The organism is Salinicoccus jeotgali (assembly GCF_039538805.1).
GTDB classification, from domain to species: domain Bacteria; phylum Bacillota; class Bacilli; order Staphylococcales; family Salinicoccaceae; genus Salinicoccus; species Salinicoccus jeotgali.
In genome coordinates, this window is sequence record NZ_BAABCK010000020.1 from 1 (window position 1) to 21,979 (window position 21,979).

Below are 21,979 nucleotides of genomic sequence, written 5' to 3' on the forward strand. Positions count from 1 at the left end.
ATAATTAAAGACATTTCTTCTTTGTATAAAATAAGAAAAAAAATTAGAGTGTTAGCTCCTGATTTGGTTGCAATACATTCTTCAAAAGCAGGTATTTTAGGAAGAATAGCTGCTTATTCTTTAAATATTCCAACGGTATTCACTGCACATAGTTGGTCATTCTCTCCATTTAACAATTTTTTTAAAAGAAAATTGTTTTTATTCCTTGAGAAATATATTGCTAAAATAACTAATGGGATTATCACTGTCTCATACAATGATTATCTAATTGGATTAAAACATAATATAATAAATAAAAAAGCGACACGAGTCATCCACAATGGTATAGAAGATGTGAGATTTTGCAGGAACGACGACGTAAGAGATACATTACATTTGATTATGGTTTCACGATTTGCTCACCCTAAAGATCATCACCTATTACTAACAGCTTTAAAGAACATAGAGATTGATAATTGGGAATTAACGTTAGTAGGAGACGGACCAAATTTGAATGTTATTAAAGACTATGCCAAACAGTTGGATTTAGATAAAAAAATCATATTTACAGGAGAAAAAAATAATGTGATTCCATATTTAGAAAAATCTGATGTTTTGTTATTAATTAGTAAATCTGAAGGATTGCCGATTAGTATTATAGAAGGTATGAGAGCAAAACTTCCAATAATCGCTTCAGATGTGGGAGGAATCAAAGAGTTGATAGAAAATAAAAAACAAGGGTTACTTGTAAACAATAATGTAGAAGAAATTTCAAATGCGCTTAAAATGTTACTTAATGATAACAAATTATTAAAAAAATATGGTGATTCATCTTATGAAAAATACTTAGAACATTTTACTTTTGATAAGATGTATAAAAAAACAATTAATTTTTATACACATGTTTTAAATAAAAAATAGGAGAGTAAGTACGTGGAAAATTTTATAAAAGATGTTTTTTATCGATTAGGGGTTTATAGATATGCAAAAAAACTATTATTAAAGCCATATCTGTTAATGCAATCGACTGCTTTTAAACGTAATGCAAAGCCTGCTTTAGAAAAAATGACAACCACTTTAACAGAAAATAATTATACATATTGGTTAGAATTTGGTACTTTATTGGGTGCTATTAGAGAAAATAAAATTTTATCACATGATGCAGATATTGATTTAGCCATGCCTAGAGAGGTATATGACGATTACATTGAAAACAAGATAATTAATGCAGGATTTAAAAAAATAAAAGAAGCACGCTTATTAGATAATACTTTAATAGAAGTAACTTTTAAATATAAAACTGCTCAGGTAGATATATTTCTTGCATATAAGAAAAACGATAAAATAATATTTTATGACTACATGACTACAAAAGACTTGAGTCCCAACGAATGCATTAAAAAATATGGTGGTTTGATTGTTTATGAAAATGTAGTAAATAATTTCGAATTAGATAAACATTTGATGTACGAGAAAAAATTACCAATTCCAGCAAACTATCACGAACATTTAATTGAATTATATGGATTGGATTATATATACCCAAATAAAAATTGGAGTGGCGCAGATAGAGAAATAAGAAAAAAAGTTGATTTTTACGCAAAAGTTTATTACGAAAGTTAGTGAGATAATTGAATAATACTTTGGCCGAAAAAAACGTTTCTAGGAATCATGTGGATGACTATTGGAAAATTCGCACAATTTATTCTACAATTTATATCTTTATTTCTTTTGGTCCGTTTATTGAAACCGGAAGATTTCGGAATTGTCTCAGCAGCAGGAGTTGTAATATCATTAGCAAAACTTTTTTCTTTAATAGGAGTTGGCCCTGTACTAATACAACGTCCTCATATAACTAAATCTCATATAAAAACAGGGTTTACTATTACTCTGATTTTTAGTGTGGCATGTGCTTCTATTATATTTTTCATGTCTGATTTTATAGCAGATTTATTGAATATAAAAGAAACGAGTTTAGTACTAAAATTAATTACTATCATTTTTATAGCTAAGGGTTTCTCTACAATTTCAGAATCTTTGATTCAAAGAGATATGAATTTCAAAATTATTATAAAAATCGATATTATCACATTTATTTTATATTCAAGTTCAGCTATTTTACTTGCTCTATTACATTTTAATTATTGGGCATTGGTGTTGGCATTAATAATTCAAAATGTTTTAAAAGCTATATTATTATATATATATAAACCATATCCTTTAAAATTTCAAATTAATAAAAAAGAATTTAAAGAATTTATTTTTTTTGGGGGTGGATTTACAATTAGCAAGACTGCTAACCAATTAGCTAAGGAATTAGATAAACTTGTTGTAAGTCGATCATTTGGAGCATATACTTTAGGTCAATATGATAGAGCATATCAATTGTTAGTCGCTCCTGCCAATTTGTTTACTAAGATTATAGATGCAGTATTATTTCCAGCTATTTCTAAAATGCAAACTCAGAAAGAAAAAATAGCATACATATATGAAATGAACTTATCATTAATATCCTTTTTGACTATTCCTAGCAGCATACTTATGTATTATTTAGCAGAAGAAATTGTGTATGCTATATATGGGAGTAATTGGATATCTATCGTACCTATTTTTAAAATATTAATTATAGGGTTAATGTTTAGAACGAGTTATAGAATTAGTGATTCTTATATACAAGCACTGGGTTTAGTTTACCAATATTCTGTGATAAAAATAATTTACGCTTTTTTAATATTAGTAGGAGCTTGGTATGGGAAAAATTGGGGAATAGAAGGTGTTAGTATTGGCGTATTATTGGGAATCTTAATTAATTATTTGTTAATGACTATATTAACTATAAAAAATTTAAAAATTTCAATTAAAAAATTAATACTGGCACATAAACCAGTATTTTATGCCATATTAATGGCTTTTTTATCAATAATTATTATGGAAAAAATTACTAGTTTTTTAAATTTGTTATTTATGATAGAGATTTTGTTCACATTTGGTATATATATAATATTTCTATTATTGCTATATTTATTTAACTCAGAGAAATTTTATGGTGAACATTTTTTATGGATTAAAAACCAGATGATGATTCCTTTAAGAAATTTTATAAATAAATAAGAGAGGTATTTATTTTGAAAGAAATTAAAATAGCTTTTATCGGTGTAGATGGCACTGGAAAGTCAACGATCGCAAATATATTAAAAAATAAGTTGGATGAAAAAATTGAAATACAGCATATGGGCGCAAATAAGTCTGCTGAAACAAAATTTAGAAAATATATTGTGCAGAAAAAAAAGGACAACGTATTTTTCAAAATTTTAAGTGGAGTGTCACTCTATTATGATCGATGGTACCGTGTTATAAAAAATGAGAGGAAAAAAGGAGTAATTATTTATGATAGACATCCATTATATAATCCTATAGACGCTAGAAAATTTAAAAGGATTTTAGATAAGGTTATATATTCTTTAATGCCTATGCCACACTTAATTTATTATTTTTATTGTGATGTTAATACTTCTATCCAAAGAAAACCTTCAGAGTTTGAAAGTGAATACTCAATAATAGAACTTAAAAGAAAGAAAAAGATTTTTGATTATAAATATTTAAAAAATAAAAATATAAAAAAAATAAATACAGATCAATTAGGCGAACAGCAAATTATACAAATGATTACTAATGACTTAAAAAATAAAGGTTAAGGGAATAGAAATGAAAGTAATTGAATTTACTGGGAATCCAGGTTCTGGAAAAACAGCGTTATATAAAGCATTATATACATCAATGAAAAAAAATAACTTTTGCGTAGATTCAGATGATATCACTAAAATTTTAGGGTTTAAAAGAAAGAATAAAATAATAAAATATTTGATGTTAATAATTTATATCTTTAAAGAACCTAATCATGCAAAACCCTTTATTCATATTTTTATTGCGCAAAAAAAATATTCATGGCATAATTTTCGTTTTTTAATAAATGCTATGGAACATTTTTATATAGGTTTATTAATTAAAAATGAATATGAGAAAGTCGATTATATAATCTACGATTCAGGTATATTACATAAATTATGGTCTTCTACTAAATACGGTGAGTTGATAGATAGGGCTTATTTCGATAGTCTAGTGAATGAAATATCTATGCATTTGACAATTATAAATATTGAAGTAAAAGTGGGTAAAAGAATATCAATAGAAAGGATGCAAAAGCGTTTGAACAAAACTAGTATTTTCGATCATCTATCTTCGAATGATATGTTAAATGCTTTAACGTCAAATGAGAAACAACTAGAAAAAATGCAAAATGCTATTAATAAAAATAAGAATATTTTAAAAGTTAAACTAAATGGATTAAATTCTATAAATTACAATACCAATATAATTTTAAATGAAATTAATTATAAAACGTTAGGTTAAGGATCTTTAATGAAATTTAAAAAAATCACAATTAGTTTCTTGGTGGTATTTACACTGACAATACTAGCAAAACTTATGGCTTTTCTATCTGAGTTAGTTATAAGTTATTACTTAGGGACTTCTTATAAAGCAGATGCATTCAACACTTTGAATGGAGTTCACTTAATTTTATATCCCATGCTTAGCCTAGGAATATGGGCAGTTTTTTTGCCCGTATACAAAAAAATAAGTGTTACTATTAATGTGAAAGAAGCAGATATTCTAGCCAATAAAATCCTCAATTTATTTATTTTAATATCATTAGTATTTTCCGTAGTTCTATTTTTTTTCGCAGATATTATTGTGGGTATGGTAGCTCCTGGATTTAATCATGAAACTAAATTATTAACTACAGATTTGCTACAAATCGTGTCTATTCAATATGTTTTTATTATTATTGCTTCTATTTATTCAGCAATGTTAGAAGCTCATAAAAAATTTTTCGCGAGTAAAATCAGAGAAATTGTATCATATCTTCCACTATTTATACTTGGATTTTTTTATTACGATGAATATGGAGTAAAGGTTTTTGCCTATGCATTAGTATTTGGCAGTATTTTAAGATTTTTGATCGTATTGCCATTCTTAAATTGGGGATATAAATTTAGAATAGATTTAGATTTAAAAAATAAAAATGTTATTGAAATTTTTAAAAATTTTCCAGCAGCGATTACTAATGCTGCAGTCATACAACTGAATACTTTAGTTGACCGAATGTTATCTTCAACTTTAGAAATTGGAGCAGTATCTAGTTTAAGCTATGGACAAAGATTAGTAAATGTCTTCAATGGAATAGTATCTACAGCTATTGCTACGGTATGGTATCCAACCGCAACTGAGTTAGTAGCAAAAAATGAAAAAAGAGAACTTAAAAATCACTTAATAAAAATTATATATTTAATATCTGCTGTGATGATTCCAGTAACTTTTATTTCTGTTTTCTACAGTGCAGATATAGTGAGTACCATTTTTGAACGCGGTGCGTTTGAACAAAAATCTGTTACTTTAACTTCTTTAGCCTTTACTGGATATATCCTAGGGTTATGTTTTTATAGTTATAAAGAAATAATAGATGTCGTTTTTTACTCGAATGGTGATACAAAAATGGTAATGAAAATCAGTATAGTTACTGTTTTATCTAATATAATATTAAATTTAATTCTCATAAACATACTTGGTGTTTTTGGGTTATCTTTGGCGACTTCTTTAGCTTCGATGATTGGATTTATATATTCTTTTTTTAAAATAAAAAAATATGTAAATATACATGCGAGAGAAATCACAAGTGAATTAATTAAAATAATCGTTGCTTCTTTAATTTCTAGTACTATTGCTTATATTATTTATAAATATTTTATGTTTGCGTTGCTGTTAAAACTTTTAAGTAGTGTATTCATTACAATAATATTTTATAGTCTCTTTTTAATTATTTTTAAAGCTAAAACTATAAGAATAATTATTGGTTACATCAAATATTAGAATTATTATTTTGTCCATAAGTTGCACGTGCTCCATTTTTTCTGAGAAAATGTTTATCTAACAAAGTTTGATTAATGGCCTCAAAATTATTAGAGAGTAATTTTGCATTAAATGTCATTTTTGCTACTTCTTCCAAAGCAATAGCATTTTCAAGTGAATCTAAGGCAGATTTTCCCCAAGTAAATGGACCGTGTTGATTAACAAGGACACCCGGTATATCTTGAGGCATTATATTCAAATCTGAAAATATTTCGTAAATAACTCTTCCTGTGTTTCTTTCATAGTTATAAAGAATTTCATTATCTGATAATTTTCTTGTGATTGGAATACTGCCATAAAAATGATCTGCATGAGTTGTTCCGAGTGGAGGAATACTTATTCCAGATTGTGCGAAAGAAGTTGCATACGATGAATGTGTATGTGTAATGCCCTTAATGGTAGGAAATTTATTATACAAATAAAGATGAGTCTCCAAATCGGAAGATGGATTTAAATCGCCATCGATAATTTGTCCATCTAAATTTACGATTACAATATGTTCAGGTTTTAATTGTGAATAGGGGATACCGCTAGGTTTAATGCCAATGACATTTAAATCTTTATCTATCTCACTCACATTTCCCCAAGTTAAAGTAACTAATTGGTTCGTTTCTAGCAATTTATTCGCATCGCTTACATTTTTTTTAAGTTGAAAAAACATAATAATCACTCCTAATAACAATATATCAAATTACAGTGTTATTAGAAATAGAAAGGAAACAATAATGAAAATTATCATCACATATGGTACGTATGATCTACTTCACAAAGGACATTTAAATCTGTTAAGAAGAGCAAAAGAGTTAGGAGATTATTTAATTGTAGGTTTATCCACAGATGAATTTAATAAAGTAAAAAATAAAAAAGCTTATTATAACTATTCACAAAGAAATCAATTATTAGAAGCGTTGCGTTTTGTTGACGAAGTCATTCCAGAAGTATCAGATAAAGAGCAAAAGTTAAATGATATTAAAAAATATAATGTACATACATTTGTAATGGGAGACGATTGGAGGGGTGCGTATGATTATTTAAAAGAGTTTTGCGACGTAAAATATCTTCCAAGAACACCTAATATTTCGACTACACGTATTAAAAAAGATTTAAAAAAATTCAAATAATAGGAGATAGAAATGAAGGTTTTAATTACTGGAGGAGCCGGATTTATCGGTTCTCATTTGACTAAAAAATTATCAGGAATAGGAAATAAAGTATATGTGTTAGACAATTTATCAACTGGAAAATTATCTAATATATCTTTTTTACCTAAAGAACAAATTTTTATTGAAAATTTTGAGGATAAACAATTTGTAGAACAACTTATAAAAACATATGATTTTGATTATGTCATTCATTTAGCTGCAGTAGTGAGCGTTGTAGAGACTGTTGACAACCCTTTAAAATCTCATGAAGTCAACGTAAATGCGACTATAAATCTTTTAGAATCTATACGTTTGTATAGCAATAATATAAAAAAAATAATTTTTGCTTCGTCAGCAGCTGTATATGGAAGAAACGATCAATTGCCAAAATCTCTTGAATCTAAAATAGATATTCGTTCTCCATATGCGATTCAAAAATTCACTTCAGAGCAGTACATGAAATTATATCATGATTTATATAATCTTCCTACTGTATCATTACGCTTTTTTAATGTGTATGGACCGTTACAAAATCCTTATTCTGATTATTCAGGAGTATTGTCAATTTTAAAGAGAAGTTTTATTAATAAAACTGAATTTAAAATATTTGGAGATGGTCATCAAACTAGAGATTTTATTTATATTGACGATTTAATACGAGGAATCTTAATTGTATTAGATAATGAAGAAACAACAGGAAAAATATATAATTTAGGTACAGGGACTTCTATGTCTCTTAATGAAATGTATCTTATATTTAAAAATAAATTTGGTTATGATATTCCTCTTAATTACGTATCACCCCGGAGAGGAGATGTCAAACATTCTGTAGCAGATATTAAACGGATCAAAGAGTTGGGGTTCAAACCTTATCGATCTAGAATAGAAAATTTACACAAATATATATTATTCGATGAAGATAATAAATAGTATTAAAACACAAAAAGAAATGTTTATATTCTCCCTTTAATGTTGATTTTACCACTCAATTTAAAGGGAGTTTTTATATAAAAATGATAAACATAAGTTTGAATTTTAAAATTTACAATGAAGTAACAACTAAATTATGCGACATTTTAAAGTTCATAAAACGACCGTTTTTTGGAAAGTTTATCTAAATCAAATTTAGTTTTATATAACGGGAATATTCTCTTTAGAAACTTGTTTAAATATCAGTTTTCATTTACTTAAAATTTACGTGAGTTTTTGTACTAGAAGAAAATATACTTTGTTTGGATAAATATAAAGTCTGTATCTAACCTAAAGTAGAGGGGGAGATACAGACTTTTTTTAAGGCGTGAAAGTAACAACATTTATATTCTCAAGAAATTACGATGATTAACGTATTGTTATTAATGTGTCTCGGTAAAGTTAGGATGGATCGTGCATTATTCTTCAATAGCTGTCTTGATGCTCGAAGCTATCAGCTGCCAAGCCTCTTGAGCCTTTTCTTTTGGGCCGATATGCGTGAACGCATGGATGCAGTTTATGAAGAGGTGATCTTCGACACTTACTCCAACTGCTTTTAATTTGGCAGCATACATTTCCGCTTCTGGTCTGAACGCATCATGCTCTGCAATTATGATAAGTGCAGGAGCCAACTGGCTGTTTATATCGGCATAGACGGGGGAGGCCAGGGGGTGTTTGGCATCTTCCTTTTTAGGCACATAGCACAGATTCAAAAAGTGAGCGACTTGTGGGAAGCGTGCGCGCCACTTGTTGGGCTCGGGTTTTTCTGAGAATGGTGTGGCAAAATCAAGCATTGGAGAAGAGAGGACTTGGAGGAGGGGTTGTTTTTCGCCAATTTCTTCAAGATGGAGGCACAGAGCGGCTGCGATATTACCGCCTGAGCTCTGGCCACCAATCATTATTTTATCGGCATCGACTTTCAAGTCATCTGCACTTTCCTTCATCCACTGTAGTACTTCATAACATTGTTCAATCGCCTTGGGAAAAGGATACTCGGGTGCTTTCACATAGTCGATGTTAAAGACGACACATCCCGTCTGACTTGCCAGGAAGCGGCAATAGGGATCATCCATGTCCTTGTCATTCATGATGAAGGCGCCGCCGTGGAGATTGATGTAGACGGGCCGCTTCTTTTGTTTGTCTCCCAATGGATAGTAGAAGGACACTGGAGTCGGCCCTATGGATGTCTCAACTGTGAAATCCGTTTTGGCTTCTATATGTTGATGATCGACCATGGGTGCTTTAATCGCTTGATCGGGGAGCGCCCGTAATAGTTTCGCGATGATGGTTTTAATGATAACTGACTCACTTCTTTCTCTGCTGTGATGCAACAATGGTTGAGGAATGCTACATAACTCCAGTCTCCAAAAGTATAGCTGGCACTATCCCTCAATTAATAATGGGTCCTGTGGATGGGCGAGTAGGGGAGCTTAGAGACAACATTCACTTGAGGGTTATCTTCCGTCCTCTCCAATTGACGGAGCGCAGTATGTGTACCCGGAATAGGGAATATACGAATACTCCTGCAAAGAATGTAAAGAGGATAGGGTGGAAGAGGAAGATAAACCTTTTGAAATTCCCGCTTCTTCGGGCGAACCCCATCGTTTGAAATGCGTAGAGTAGATACAACAAGCCCGTGAGCACGATGGCTACTGGGTCCATTGCCACAAGGGAAGAGATCAATGCGCCGGCACTTATGAAACTGCCGGAAATCCAGATGATGGTCATCATCATGACGAGAGGGTGTGTGGATTGTGAACCGAGCGCAAAACTTTTACACCAGCCGTCTACAAGACTTTTGAATCCTTCAGGGTACATGCGGAAAGATATGACGCCTTTACCGCCAAGACAATAAACAGGTAAATCTTCATCTAGAAAAGCTTCGCCCAGTGCGAGATCATCCATTAGCGCGCCCTCGATTTTCTTATGTCCGCCTGATGCAAGGTAATCGTCCCTATTGGATAAGATGGTCGGGCCGAATGAGCCTGCTGGCTTGAATCGGCGCCCCCATATGGTGAAGACGTTCATGCCCACAATGACGATTATGTTGAAGATCGCGGATAGATTTTCATACATATCTTTGATGTGATGGAATGGCTGCAAGGATAACAGGCCCCTTGCGCCTTTTTGGCGATAGAACTCGAGCAGATGACCCAGACTATCTGGAGTGGTGAAGTGTGTGTCGGCATCGAGGAAAAGCAGCCATTCTCCTTTTGAATGCTGCACACCGTGCCAACATGCTGCTGATTTCCCGGCACCCTCCTGCGTCGCTTCATTACACAGCACGGTGGCCCCGAAAGATTGCGAGATGGACATTGTATCGTCCATAGAGTCATCATCGACGACCAGCACTTCAAATGCTTTGAAATTCTGATGCTGCAAGGATTCTAATAGGGCGGGGATCCTTTCCGCTTCATTCCTTGCCGGAATGATGATGGATACAAAAGGCATGTTGGCATGCCTCCCTTGGCTGTGAGGAAGTGGCAGCTGCCAAAACATGAGGATCCCCACCAGAATTGTGAGTAGCCCCAATATGATACTGACCATCATAAATTGTTCCCTCTCTTCATTCAGTGATCATTCGTGGTTCATATTTCATCTGTCATCCTGCATGAGTGCGTCTGTCGCAATCTTTGCAGACATCAGTACAATCGGCACGCCTGCACCTGGGTGCGTGCTGCTGCCTATGAAGTACAAATTGTCACAGCTCGGCGACTTGCTTTGCGGGCGTTTATGGATACTTTGTGAAAGGGTAGGCTGGAGCCCGAAAGCAGCCCCATTATACGCATTGAATCTGGATGCGAATTCATGTGGTGTGAAATGGGTTTCGGTGACGATTTCCTGCTCAATGTTCTCGAAGCCCTTTATTTTCTTCAGAGTATCCAGGATATATGTGCGGTAGTAATCAATCGTTTCATCATTCCACTCATAGTCTGCTGTGGCGACATCCGATACCGGCATCAGTATATACAGTCCATCTTTGCCTTCCGGTGCAAGCGTGGGGTCGAGTTTCGATGCAATATAGACATAGAATGATGCATGTTCGAGCTTCTTGCCATCAAAAATATCCTGCATGTTCTTCTCAAGCTTTTCATTGAAGATGAAGTTATGGACATGCTCGACGTCTTCGTACTTCCGGTCCATTCCCAAATACAGCAGGAAGCCGGAACAGGAGTATTTCATACCCTCAATCTTCTTGTCTGTGAATTTCCCCTTGGCCTTAGGTGCTTTCACCAGATGCTTCATCGCATACGGAAAATCTGCGTTGCAGACGACAAAATCCGCTTCGACCTTCCTATCATCTATAATGATGCCATCTGCCTTATTGTTGTCGATGGTTATTTCCTGCACCGCGCTTCCGTAGTGCACCACACCGCCAAGTTCTTCAAAAAGCCTTTCCATGGACGATGCCATCGTATACATGCCGCCTTTAATGAACCATATCCCATATAAAAATTGAATCATTGGGATCATCGAATAGAAAGAGGGGCCATTAAATGGGGACACTCCGATATACAATGTCTGGAAACCGAAGATCTGTTTTAGGCGTTCACTTTCAATATACCTTCCGATGAAATTATCAGCAGTGCCGACCAGTTTCACCTTTGGTGCTTTTTTAATCATGGAAAGGTTATAGACATCCTTTCTGTTATAGAAAGGTCGATTAAGGATGTTTTCCATGGCAAAAGTATAGCCTTTATATATATCACTCATATAGTGAAGGAAGCCTTCGACATCCGCTTCATTGATGGCATTGATGGTTTTGGTCAATGCAGTCAGATCGGATGAGATGTCTATCGGTTCATCGGGCTTATCGCTGAAGTAGACCCGATACATGGGATCCAATTTCTCCATAGGGATATAGTCATCAGGGTCACGTCCGCACAGCTCGAACACTTCCCGGTATAATTCCGGCATCATGACGATGCTCGGGCCGAGATCAAATTGATACCCATCCTTTTCTATGCGGTTCATTTTTCCGCCCGGAGTGGATGCCTTCTCATGGATTTCCACCTGATAGCCGGCGTACTGCAGTCTGATGGCGCTTGCCAGTCCGGCAACCCCGGCCCCGATGACGATCACTTTTTTACTCATGGTTATTCCCCGTTCCTAAAGCATATTCAATCCTGTTTATATTGTAATGCGCTGTGTACAGTGTTTTGGTATGTAGGCCGACAGTTGAAGCTGTCTGTTTATGACAACATCTTTTCAATGCGGCCGCGGTTGTACCGCTGGGTGATGATGAAGGGGAGGTTGAAGACGACTGCATAGACGATCATCAGAAAACCTGCCAGAGGCGGATTCCATAAAAAGAACAGTGGAGCGGGTAGAATGGATGCCCAGTGCGTCAGCTCGGCCCGCTTCGTCTCTTCGGCAAAAGTCTTAAGCTCTGATCGATTCACCCCGTGCAACGTCTTTTTCTGATACCCTTTTTTAAATAGGGAAGCGCCGTCGATCAATCTGCCTTTCCATGATTTCACGCGGAATAGGCGATGCCAAAGATTTCCTGAATCTTCCCATCGATAGATGCGCGACCAGAAAGCATTGTTCTGAAAAGAAGCAAGCGGCAGTTTGAAGCACAAGACTGAAATGATCATATGGAAAAAGAACCATGCGATTATATCAAGGATGATGGTCCAAAATAGGGGGAGCGAGATCATTTGCATGGCTTGGCCTCCTAATCGCTTTTATTATTCGAAACAGGCTTCTGTACCCCTGCCTTTAACACTAGGGTGATTCCAGGGGAGTTGGGCATCACTCTTCCTCTGAATCCCTTTTGACAATCTTATCGGCAACATGCTGACCACTCAGCGTCACCATCGGCATACCGCCGCCTGGATTGACCGTGCCGCCGACAAAGTAGAGGTTATTATAGTGGGGGCTTTGCTTCGGGTGTTTGAACCCTTTATTCTTTTTACGGTCCGATAGGGTGCCGTAGATCGCCCCGCGGTCTGATCCATATGCGCGCTCGATGTCTTCTGGTGTCCATATATCTTTTGTGACAATGTTCTGCCGAAGGTCCTGAAGGCCCATCCTTTCAAGCTTGATCAAGGTTTGTTCCGCAAACCGCTCATAGTCTTCAGCGGTAAAAGGTTCATCCTGGATATATGGGATGTGGGGGAGGACCTTCAAGTTTTCATGGCCTGGCGGGGCCTGGTTTGGATCGGTCTTATTGACGTTGACGAGATAGATGACGGGGTCATCCGGCAGTTCATGGCGTTGGAATATCTTGTTCATCTGTTTCTTCATATCTTCTGCAAAGAAGAAGTTATGATGCGCAAGCTGAGGATAGCTTTTCTTTACCCCCAGATGCATGATGAGTCCGGAGCTGGCCGGTTCGAATTTCTTTTTTATCTTCTCGACATAATCCTTGTTCCCCCCGATCAGCTTTTCGTAGGTCGGGATGACTTCCATATTCGAGACGTAGTAGTCTGCCTGCAAGTCTGTGCCGTCTTCCAAAGCAGCGCCGATGATTTTGCCATCTTCATAGTGGAGGGCCGTAATCTGCTGGCCGGTATGGAATGTCACGCCGACCTCTTCGGCGAGCTGCACAAGCCCTTTGGCAAGATTACCCAGACCGCCCGGCACATACCACACGCCCTGGTCATGCTGCATATATATCATCATGTTCAATACAGCAGGCGCATCGTAGGGGGAGGACCCGACATATTTGATGAAATAGGACAGCATATCCTTCAATTGGTCATTGCTGATCCGCCTGTCGATGCCCTGATAGATCGTCGAGAATAGATCGAAGCCCTTCAAAGTGCTGATCAACCCCTGGTACTCCATGATGTCCTTCTTATCATCGACCCCTTTGAAGTAGCTGTTCTCGGTCGTATGGTAAAGCTTCTTGGAATACGCAAGCAGATCTTCATACTGTTTAATATCCTTATCACTCAATGATGGATTCTGCTCGCGCATATCTTTTAGATCCTCATACAGATCGATGACATTGCCATCCGGGAAGAAGGAGCGCCACTGGTGGTCGAGCTTAATGGTCGGCACGTAATCTGCCATCCTTTTCTCGCTATTAGTAAATAGCGTTTCAAATACTTTCGGCATGGTCAGAATGGAGGGACCAAGATCAAACCCGAAGCCATCCTGCTCCAGACGATTCACCTTCCCGCCCAAGTGGTCATTCTTTTCATATAGAGATACCTTGTATCCTTTTTGGGCCAGGGAAATCGCTGCAGACAGGCCGCCGAGCCCGCCGCCGATTATCAATACGCTTTTTTGTGGCATTCGACACATCTCCTTATATAGAAACGATTAGTTACACTGTATTACGCATCTTACGTTTACAGCAATGATATCACAGTGATTGAGTGTACAGAATTATTATAATTATCTAGATGATTTTAAATATCTATCTTAATTTATATACCGTAACCGTAGAAAATTGATGGAATTGATCATCCAAAATGGTATAAAAAGACGATTCATGCAGTCGTTCACATGAATCGTCCATTTGTCATTTCCGGTTGATTATTATTTGCCGCCGTCGAAACTACGTTTGGCGAGCTCCCGTTCATAGATGAAGAGGGCATTGTTGTCGTCTTTGATGCGCTCGATATAGTCGATATGGCGCTCGAATGTGGCTTCTTCCTCAACCTGTTCATCGAGGAACCATCTGACGAAGGACAGTGTCGCATATTCTTTTTCTTCAGTCGCGATATCAGAAATAGTGTAGAAGGATTCCGTCACTTCCCTCTCTTGTGCCAATCCTGCCTTGAAGGTGTCGATGATAGAATCATAATTCACTTTTGGAGCAGGAATCTCTTTAAATGTGGCGTGCACGCTGCGATCATTTAAATAATTATAGAGCTTCATGGCATGGAAGCGTTCCTCTTCCGCCTGCTGAATATAAAAGTTCGCAAAACCATCATAACTTCTATGCTCGCAATAAGCGGCCATAGCCATATACTCGTGAGCTGCCGCAAATTCATTATTCATCTGATCATTCAATTTTTCTGTAAGTTTTTCCGATAACATACTATAAACACTCCCTTTAGACGATTTAGTTATATTTACCCTCTTCTGATCAAATATATCATTTTTAAGAACAAAAATTTAATGTCGTCCCTTTATCCCTTCAGCAATAGAGGGAGGACTTCCAGCAATCAGTTAAATCGAAAAAATCACTGAAAAACAGAATTTCTTGTGATATCATTTAATTTGTCAATTATTTGAATTCCGAATAATATTTTAAACGAATGAAAGGAGTGTAATGTATGCCGGAATCTACAGTGGCCATTACGGAGCTGAATAAAAAGATCGGACGTAAAACCATCATTAAAGACCTTGATTTTACCGTGCGTCCGGGAGAAGTATTTGGCTTCATTGGACCCAATGGAGCAGGCAAGACGACGACCATCCGAATGATGGTTGGGCTCATGGGCATCACAAGCGGGGATGTGATCATCCAAGGCAACAGCATCAAAAAGAACTACAAGCAAGCAATCAGTGAGGTCGGTGCCATCGTCGAAAACCCTGAAATGTACCCGTTCATGACCGGTTGGCAGAACTTGAAGCACTTTGCCCGCATGTCACAAGGTGTGACACAGGAACGCATCAATGAAGTGATCCGTCTCGTGGGCCTTGAAAATGCGATCAAAACGAAAGTGGCGAAGTATTCTTTAGGGATGCGCCAGCGTCTCGGCATCGCCCAGGCTCTGCTGCATAACCCATCGGTCCTCATATTGGATGAGCCGACGAACGGCCTTGACCCCTCAGGCATAAGGGAAATACGCAGATACATACGTAAGCTGGCGGTTGAGGACGGTGTTTCTGTCATCGTCTCGAGCCATCTATTGAGCGAAATCGATCTGATGTGCGACCGCATCGGGGTCATTAAAAATGGTGAAATCATCGCCATCAAGGACTTGAACGAAGTAGATGAAACAAAGGTGCATACCGTCAAACTCACCCTCGAGCCAAAGGAGCAGGCGATCGAACTGCTCAAGCTTGAAGAGACAATTAAAATAGTGGATACGACCGATCAGATTCAAGTTGAAATGAACCAGTCCGACATCCCGCAACTGATCACAAAACTGGTGGCCGAAGACATCGCCGTTTATGGTGTGGATGCGGCCAAATCAACATTGGAAGAACGATTCCTCGAGATGATTGGAGAGAATGTCATTGAATAGAATAATGAGCCTGATCAGAAACGAACTGTCGAAAATCTACATCATGAAATCAACTTGGATTATGTACGCCTTCCTGTTGGCAGCGGTCGTCTTCAGCCTGGTGATGAACACCGTCACCGATTCGGTTGACACTGAAACGTCCTATTCGGACGACTGGAAGACCGAGCTCGAGGAAGAGAACGAGACGCTGATGCAGGAGATCGAAGATGAAAAGGAAGAAGATCCGTTCATTGAACAGAGAAATATGCAGCAGATAGAGGAGAACACCTACAGAATCGATAATGATGTGCGGCCTTCCGGCTATCATGCCGGCAATTTCGTTTTGGATAATCTATTCGGCTCTTCGCTGATCAACCTGTTCACCATCATTGTTGCAGGAGGGATTGTGGCCAATGAGTTCAGATGGGGCACCATCAAGCAACTGCTGATCCGCCCGATCCCGAGAGCGACGATCTTGTTGTCGAAATATATAGCTGTATTGTTGTTTGCGTTGTTGACCATGTTGAGCCTGCTCGTGATGACTTTTATCATCGGTGCAATCATGTACGGATTGCCATCAGCTGGTCCGGAAACGTTAGTGAACCGACCTGAAGGCCTGTCCCATAACGGCGTGATGTCCGAAATAATGCTCCAATACGGATTTAAGCTGATAAACATAATCGTGCTCGCAACGTTTGCATTTATGATATCGAGCATATTCAGGAGCAGTGCCCTGGCGATCGGCATTTCGATGTTCCTGATGTTCGCCGGCACGACGGCTTCAGTGGCCATGTCCCAGTACGCCTGGTCTAAATTCGTACTGTTTGCCAACACCGACCTGGCGGTCTACTTCAACAGCATGGGGCCGATAAGGGAAGAGATGACCATAGGGTTCTCAGTTGCGGTCATTGCCGTCTATATGCTCATCTTCATCGTTGCGGCGTGGAGTGTCTTCACTAAACGCGACGTCACATAACCACTAGGAACACGTAACGAGATAAATCCCGTCACATGTTTAATTGCATATGCCACAAAGAAAGGACACCTGCTATTCAGCAGGTGTCCTTTAATGGTTATAGATCTTTCAGCAGCTCATGAGCCGCTTCATTTTTGCGTGGCGCCCTTTTGAAGAGATATTCGCCATTACGTACAGAACAGAGTACTTCCGCTCTCTCACGGATGGCTTCGTATGCGTCTTGTGCATCGAGTACGATGAAGTTGGCCGGATTCCCCACTTCCAACCCGTACGCTTCAATGTTCATGACTTTCGCGCCATTATAGGTGATGAGATCGAACGCTTTGTTGATCTCATCGATGTGGGTGTAGTGGGCGAGATGGATGCCGTTATCGAGTATATTCATCATGTTTCCGTTGCCGAGCGGATACCAGTAGTCGGCTATGGAGTCTTGTGCGAACGCGACCGTGTTGCCGTTTTCCAGGAGCTCTTTGACGCGCGTCAGTCCCCGACGCTTCGGATAGGAATCCGCGCGTCCCTGGAGGTGGGCATTCTCTGTGGGACATGAGATGAAATTGATCTGGGACGCCTTGAACAGTCCCATCATCTTCGATGCATAGGAGCCATCGACCGAGCCGAAGCTGCATGTGTGGCTCGCCGTCGTTTTCGGGCCGTAGTCCTGTTCCATGGCGAGTGCATTCAGCACTTCCAGGAAGCGGCTGTTGGGATCATCGTTTTCGTCACAGTGGATATCTATCATGACGTCGTATTTGACCGCCAAGTCCACAATGCGCCTCAATGATTCGACGCCGTATTCATAGGATATTTCAAAGTGGGGGATGCCACCGACGACATCAGCGCCCATGGTCAATGCTTTCTCAACCAGCTGTTCTGCGCCTTCGTACCGGAAGAACCCTTCCTGTGGAAACGCGACGAGCTGGAGCGTGACAACATCCCTCAGCTCTTCTTTGAGCTTCAGCAGTGCCTTCATGCCGGTGAGGTTGGGGTCGGTCACGTCGACATGCGTCCGGATGTATTGTACACCGTGGTTCATTTCTTTACGGATGCCCTCTAATGCACGTTCGCGTACCATTTCCTCGGTCAATGACTTCTTGTTGTCGCTCCATCTCTGTATCCCTTCGAACAGGGTGCCTGAGCGGTTTGCGTTGCCTTCGCCCAATCCGGAAAAAATATAATCCAGATGGAGGTGTGGGTCGACGTAGGGTGGCAGTACCAATTTCCCTTCAAGATCAGTAACGGTGTCGACTTCTCCAACATCCGGCGCGATTGATTTGAACTTCCCGTCGTCGACCAGAATTTGCTGGGGCCCTTCTGTTCCATAAATGTTGGCGTTGATGAATTTCTTCATTGCGATTTACCTCGTTTCTGTTATTGCTTGATTCAATTTTATTATATTTATCCGATAACCATATTAATTATCGATCAATACCCAACTTCTACGACCGCATTGACGATATACATCAGATCATTTTTATCATTCTGGTCTTCCAGATAGATGCCGCTTGAAGTGGCAAGACCGCCGTCAAGCAGTTCAACTGTAACCGTACCGTACGGAATCATACCTTTGACCGCTTCAACATCCAGGCGATCATGATCCATCGGCAGACCAAGCTTCACATTCACCTTCATGTTGGAGAGGTTGTTCTCAGGCAGTATGTTTCTGATGCCCGGCATCGAATTATAATGTAGGGCATTCTCCACAGCCCTACGGGCCGCCACATTTATATCCTGGCCATGCACGTCGGTGCCGGTGCCTGTTTCGATGAAAACAAGTTGTTTCATAATCAACACTCCCTGTATCATTTTTTGTATCCACCATTACTATACCGTTTATGGTGGCGTAGGAACAAATTTTTCGGGCAATTAAAAGCTGTACACCTGTAAGTTATAATTTGACTGAATATTCAGAAGGGTATAAGATGGATATATGTTCCATATTTTGGACTTATGTAAAGCGGATAAAGCCATTCGGCTTATCATATAAAAACCTTGGAAAGGAGATGAAATTTAAGCACCTTGTCGCTCTTGCATTAAGCTGTTCAACAAAACATATTACGCAGTGCTTGTGCACTGTCAGGAGGGGTATCATGCAAGGAAACCGTGGTGTAGTCTATACAGGTAATGGTAAAGTTGAAGTTCAGGATATCAGTTATCCCGATCTCGTATTGAGGGATGGGCCGGGTGTGCCGAAGGAAAACGTCGGCAGGAAATGTGAACACGGCGTCATCCTGAAAGTCATTACAACAAACATATGCGGCAGTGACCAACATATGGTAAGGGGACGGACCACTGCACCGGAAGGAATGGTGCTCGGTCATGAAATACTGGGAGAAGTGATTGAGGTCGGCCGTGATGTCGAATTCGTCAAGAAGGGCGATATCGCATCTGTACCGTTCAACATAGCGTGCGGCCGTTGTGTAATGTGCCGTGAACAGAAGACGCATATCTGCCTGAATACAAACCCTGAACGGCCAGGCGCCGCATATGGGTATGTCGACATGGGTGGGTGGGTCGGTGGCCAATCCGAATACGTGATGGTGCCATATGCCGACTTCCAGCTGCTCGTCTTCCCGGATAGGGAAGTCGCAATGGAGAAGGTGCTGGATCTGACGATGCTGTCGGATATATTCCCGACAGGCTATCATGGTGCATACTCTGCAGGCGTCAGGACAGGCTCGACCGTCTACATCGCCGGTGCTGGCCCTGTCGGCCTGGCAGCAGCCCATTCAGCGCAACTGCTCGGAGCATCTAGGGTAATTGTCGGTGATCTGCAGGACGATCGCCTCAAACAGGCGGAGAGCTTCGGCTGTGAGACAATCAACGTTTCTAAGCATGACCGTTTGGGCGAACAGATCGAAAATATCCTCGGCACCGATCAAGTCGACTCTGCTGTGGATGCGGTCGGATTCGAAGCTTATGGCCAGGAAGGTGAAGACAAACCAGCAGCGGTATTAAACAGTATAATGGACGTCACCTCTGCCGGTGGCAGCCTTGGCATTCCAGGGTTGTATGTTACAGAAGACCCAGGTGCAAAGGATAAAGATGCACAGCAGGGAAGCCTAAAGGTCCGTTTCGGTCTGGGTTGGGCGAAGGCACATACATTCGTCACCGGACAGACGCCTGCAATGAAATACAACCGCGATCTGATGAAGGCGATACTATCAGGCCGAGCGGAAATCGCGAAAGCCGTTAATGCGACTGTCATCAGCCTTGATGAAGCACCAGGCGGTTATGAGGACTTCGACAAAGGAGCGGCTAAGAAGTTCGTCATCGACCCACATGGCGCACTCAAATAAATAGGCCACTCAATTTAAAAAAACCTGGATGAAGTAATCCCTTCATCCAGGTTTTTCTGCGTCTTCCGGCAAACGTGGAAACGTTTGAAGTCGTTATTCGATGATTTTTTTAAGGAACTGCTTGTCTTCAAGCTCAAGGAAGTCCACACCGAATAACACAAGAATGGAAATTCCAGCCGTCCACAAGATGACGCTCGCCGTCACCCACCAGAATGTCGCTTTCCTGCTGCCTCCGAGAATGACTGCCATCAGGGCAGTGAAGTGGCTGCCGACGAAGAAGGGGCCGATGAACGCCAGACCCGGCAGACCATATTTATGCCAGATCTTCTCGGCACGCTGTGATTTACCTGAGCCATTTTTGCCTTTCGCTTCCCGTCGCCTCAAGTACCAATTTTTAACCCGGTCGATTACTACGACGAGCAGCAGCAATGTGACCAGATTGCCGATGATGCCGATGAGCAGGGTCATCGGGAAGTTCATGCCGCTCAGTATGCCAAGCGGTACGATGACGAATGATTCGAACAGTGGCACTGCAGAGAGCACAAAGACGAAAAAGTAGGCGATAAGTAGAGATGAATTCATGACTTTCCTCCAAACCATGCAGCATTATAGAGACAGCATCGATGTTTTATATTTCTCCAATCATACACGAATGCGGGTATCCCATCAAAGGAAGCACACTTTCTGGCATGCTTATCAACTCCTATAAAAGGGAATAAACTACTATCATTCAGGTGAGGAGGATTAAGATGGCAGTGGATATCAAAAAAGGTGAAAATATGCTGTTTGTCGGGGAGGATGAGCTCGATCCCCAGGCTAAAATGGTTTTCGAAACGGACGCAGAAGGGGACTATGTCGTGACACATACAGAAGTGTCAAGCGACATGGACGGGGAAGGCATCGGCACACAGCTTGTAGAAACCATGGCTGATTTGGCGGCTCAGGAGAAACGCAAGATTACACCGCGCTGCTCCTTTACAAGGAGTGTCATGGAGAATGATGATAAGATGAGAAAAATGATTAAAGATTAAAATGCACGCCGGGGATGAATATTCCCCGGCATTTTATGTATAATGGATGGCAGTGAAAAAATGAAAGGATGAAGGATAGTGGCAAAAAGTGTCGTACTCGCCGAAAAACCATCCGTAGCGCGGGATATAGCGAAAGTGTTGAACTGTCATAAAAAAGGCAATGGATTTTTAGAGGGGGATAAATATATTGTAACGTGGGCGCTCGGTCATCTTGTGACACTGGCCGACCCTGAAAGCTACGATCAGAAATACAAGACATGGAACCTCGATGACCTCCCGATGCTCCCGGATCCGCTCAAGTTGACTGTCATCAAGAAAGCGGGCAGGCAATTCAATGCTGTAAAGTCACAGCTGATACGTAAAGATATAGATAAAATCATCATCGCAACGGATGTTGACGTATCTCTATAAAAATTTATGTACAGTACCTCAAATATTATCCACCTTATAATGTTACTAGGTATACAATAGTATTTTATTAGCTGTA

22 protein-coding genes and 1 pseudogene are annotated in these 21,979 nt (G+C 39.4%); 13 read left to right on the forward strand and 10 right to left on the reverse strand.

Annotated features, from left to right (window positions below; all coding sequences use genetic code 11):
• The 6 genes from ABD734_RS05050 to murJ all read left to right on the forward strand — a co-directional run.
• Positions 1–900: glycosyltransferase family 4 protein (locus tag ABD734_RS05050; RefSeq protein ID WP_344702031.1), on the forward strand; the 900-nt coding region annotated here is incomplete at its 5' end.
• Positions 901–912: 12 nt separating this feature from the next.
• Positions 913–1,602 (forward strand): LicD family protein, encoded by a 690-nt coding sequence (locus ABD734_RS05055; protein WP_344702033.1) that lies wholly within the window; start codon positions 913–915, stop codon positions 1,600–1,602.
• Between the two features lie 54 nt (positions 1,603–1,656).
• The gene (locus ABD734_RS05060; protein ID WP_188349281.1) at positions 1,657–3,090 is read left to right on the forward strand and encodes a lipopolysaccharide biosynthesis protein; all 1,434 of its coding nucleotides are present in this window, start codon (positions 1,657–1,659) and stop codon (positions 3,088–3,090) included.
• A gap of 14 nt (positions 3,091–3,104) precedes the next feature.
• Complete coding sequence (locus ABD734_RS05065; RefSeq protein WP_344702039.1) at positions 3,105–3,674, forward strand: nucleoside/nucleotide kinase family protein; 570 nt, start codon at positions 3,105–3,107, stop codon at positions 3,672–3,674.
• 10 nt (positions 3,675–3,684) lie between these two features.
• The gene (locus tag ABD734_RS05070; RefSeq protein WP_344702041.1) at positions 3,685–4,389 is read left to right on the forward strand and encodes a P-loop NTPase family protein; all 705 of its coding nucleotides are present in this window, start codon (positions 3,685–3,687) and stop codon (positions 4,387–4,389) included.
• Between the two features lie 9 nt (positions 4,390–4,398).
• Entirely contained in the window at positions 4,399–5,907 is a 1,509-nt protein-coding gene (murJ, locus tag ABD734_RS05075; protein WP_344702043.1) for a murein biosynthesis integral membrane protein MurJ, read from the forward strand.
• Here murJ and araD read toward each other — a convergent pair.
• Complete coding sequence (gene araD / locus ABD734_RS05080; RefSeq protein ID WP_188349277.1) at positions 5,897–6,607, reverse strand: L-ribulose-5-phosphate 4-epimerase AraD; 711 nt, start codon at positions 6,605–6,607, stop codon at positions 5,897–5,899. The genes murJ and araD overlap by 11 nt on opposite strands.
• Positions 6,608–6,671: 64 nt before the next feature.
• On the opposite strand from araD, the gene tagD reads away from it, so the two are divergent.
• Complete coding sequence (gene tagD / locus ABD734_RS05085) at positions 6,672–7,067, forward strand: glycerol-3-phosphate cytidylyltransferase (protein WP_344702045.1); 396 nt, start codon at positions 6,672–6,674, stop codon at positions 7,065–7,067.
• Positions 7,068–7,079: 12 nt separating this feature from the next.
• Positions 7,080–8,018 (forward strand): NAD-dependent epimerase/dehydratase family protein, encoded by a 939-nt coding sequence (locus ABD734_RS05090; protein WP_344702047.1) that lies wholly within the window; start codon positions 7,080–7,082, stop codon positions 8,016–8,018.
• A gap of 458 nt (positions 8,019–8,476) precedes the next feature.
• Here ABD734_RS05090 and ABD734_RS05095 read toward each other — a convergent pair whose 3' ends face one another.
• The 6 genes from ABD734_RS05095 to ABD734_RS05120 all read right to left on the reverse strand — a co-directional run bounded on the left by ABD734_RS05095 (position 8,477) and on the right by ABD734_RS05120 (position 15,053).
• Positions 8,477–9,292 (reverse strand): alpha/beta hydrolase, encoded by an 816-nt coding sequence (locus tag ABD734_RS05095; RefSeq protein WP_344702049.1) that lies wholly within the window; start codon positions 9,290–9,292, stop codon positions 8,477–8,479.
• A gap of 208 nt (positions 9,293–9,500) precedes the next feature.
• The gene (locus tag ABD734_RS05100; RefSeq protein ID WP_344702051.1) at positions 9,501–10,607 is read right to left on the reverse strand and encodes a glycosyltransferase family 2 protein; all 1,107 of its coding nucleotides are present in this window, start codon (positions 10,605–10,607) and stop codon (positions 9,501–9,503) included.
• A 45-nt stretch (positions 10,608–10,652) separates the two neighbouring features.
• Positions 10,653–12,152, reverse strand: a complete 1,500-nt coding sequence (locus tag ABD734_RS05105) for a phytoene desaturase family protein (RefSeq protein WP_344702053.1) — start codon at positions 12,150–12,152, stop codon at positions 10,653–10,655.
• Between the two features lie 98 nt (positions 12,153–12,250).
• The gene (locus ABD734_RS05110) at positions 12,251–12,724 is read right to left on the reverse strand and encodes a glycosyl-4,4'-diaponeurosporenoate acyltransferase CrtO family protein (protein WP_344702055.1); all 474 of its coding nucleotides are present in this window, start codon (positions 12,722–12,724) and stop codon (positions 12,251–12,253) included.
• Between the two features lie 88 nt (positions 12,725–12,812).
• Entirely contained in the window at positions 12,813–14,303 is a 1,491-nt protein-coding gene (locus tag ABD734_RS05115; RefSeq protein WP_344702057.1) for a phytoene desaturase family protein, read from the reverse strand.
• Between the two features lie 246 nt (positions 14,304–14,549).
• A complete protein-coding gene (locus tag ABD734_RS05120; protein ID WP_344702059.1) occupies positions 14,550–15,053 on the reverse strand; it encodes a ferritin in 504 nt (167 codons plus the stop codon).
• A gap of 239 nt (positions 15,054–15,292) precedes the next feature.
• On the opposite strand from ABD734_RS05120, the gene ABD734_RS05125 reads away from it, so the two are divergent.
• Both ABD734_RS05125 and ABD734_RS05130 read left to right on the forward strand, forming a co-directional pair.
• On the forward strand, positions 15,293–16,210 hold the full coding sequence (locus tag ABD734_RS05125; RefSeq protein WP_344702061.1) for an ABC transporter ATP-binding protein: 918 nt from the start codon (positions 15,293–15,295) through the stop codon (positions 16,208–16,210).
• Positions 16,203–17,165 carry an ABC transporter permease gene (locus ABD734_RS05130; RefSeq protein WP_344702063.1) on the forward strand — a complete coding sequence of 321 codons (963 nt, stop codon included), beginning with the start codon at positions 16,203–16,205 and terminating at the stop codon, positions 17,163–17,165. The genes ABD734_RS05125 and ABD734_RS05130 overlap by 8 nt, the downstream gene beginning before the upstream one ends.
• Before the next feature lie 97 nt (positions 17,166–17,262).
• Here the strand turns inward: ABD734_RS05130 and ABD734_RS05135 are convergent, their stop codons facing one another.
• Positions 17,263–18,513, reverse strand: a complete 1,251-nt coding sequence (locus ABD734_RS05135) for an amidohydrolase family protein (protein WP_344702065.1) — start codon at positions 18,511–18,513, stop codon at positions 17,263–17,265.
• 74 nt (positions 18,514–18,587) lie between these two features.
• Entirely contained in the window at positions 18,588–18,947 is a 360-nt protein-coding gene (locus tag ABD734_RS05140) for a Lin0512 family protein (protein WP_344702067.1), read from the reverse strand.
• Positions 18,948–19,252: 305 nt separating this feature from the next.
• On the opposite strand from ABD734_RS05140, the gene fdhA reads away from it, so the two are divergent.
• Entirely contained in the window at positions 19,253–20,461 is a 1,209-nt protein-coding gene (gene fdhA / locus ABD734_RS05145; RefSeq protein ID WP_344702069.1) for a formaldehyde dehydrogenase, glutathione-independent, read from the forward strand.
• A 93-nt stretch (positions 20,462–20,554) separates the two neighbouring features.
• Here fdhA and ABD734_RS05150 read toward each other — a convergent pair whose 3' ends face one another.
• Entirely contained in the window at positions 20,555–21,043 is a 489-nt protein-coding gene (locus tag ABD734_RS05150) for a small multi-drug export protein (protein WP_344702071.1), read from the reverse strand.
• A 167-nt stretch (positions 21,044–21,210) separates the two neighbouring features.
• On the opposite strand from ABD734_RS05150, the gene ABD734_RS05155 reads away from it, so the two are divergent.
• Both ABD734_RS05155 and ABD734_RS05160 read left to right on the forward strand, forming a co-directional pair.
• Positions 21,211–21,492, forward strand: a complete 282-nt coding sequence (locus tag ABD734_RS05155; RefSeq protein WP_344702073.1) for an N-acetyltransferase — start codon at positions 21,211–21,213, stop codon at positions 21,490–21,492.
• Positions 21,493–21,570: 78 nt separating this feature from the next.
• A pseudogene (locus ABD734_RS05160) lies at positions 21,571–21,885 on the forward strand (toprim domain-containing protein); the annotation flags it as partial.
• Positions 21,886–21,979 lie beyond the last annotated feature (94 nt).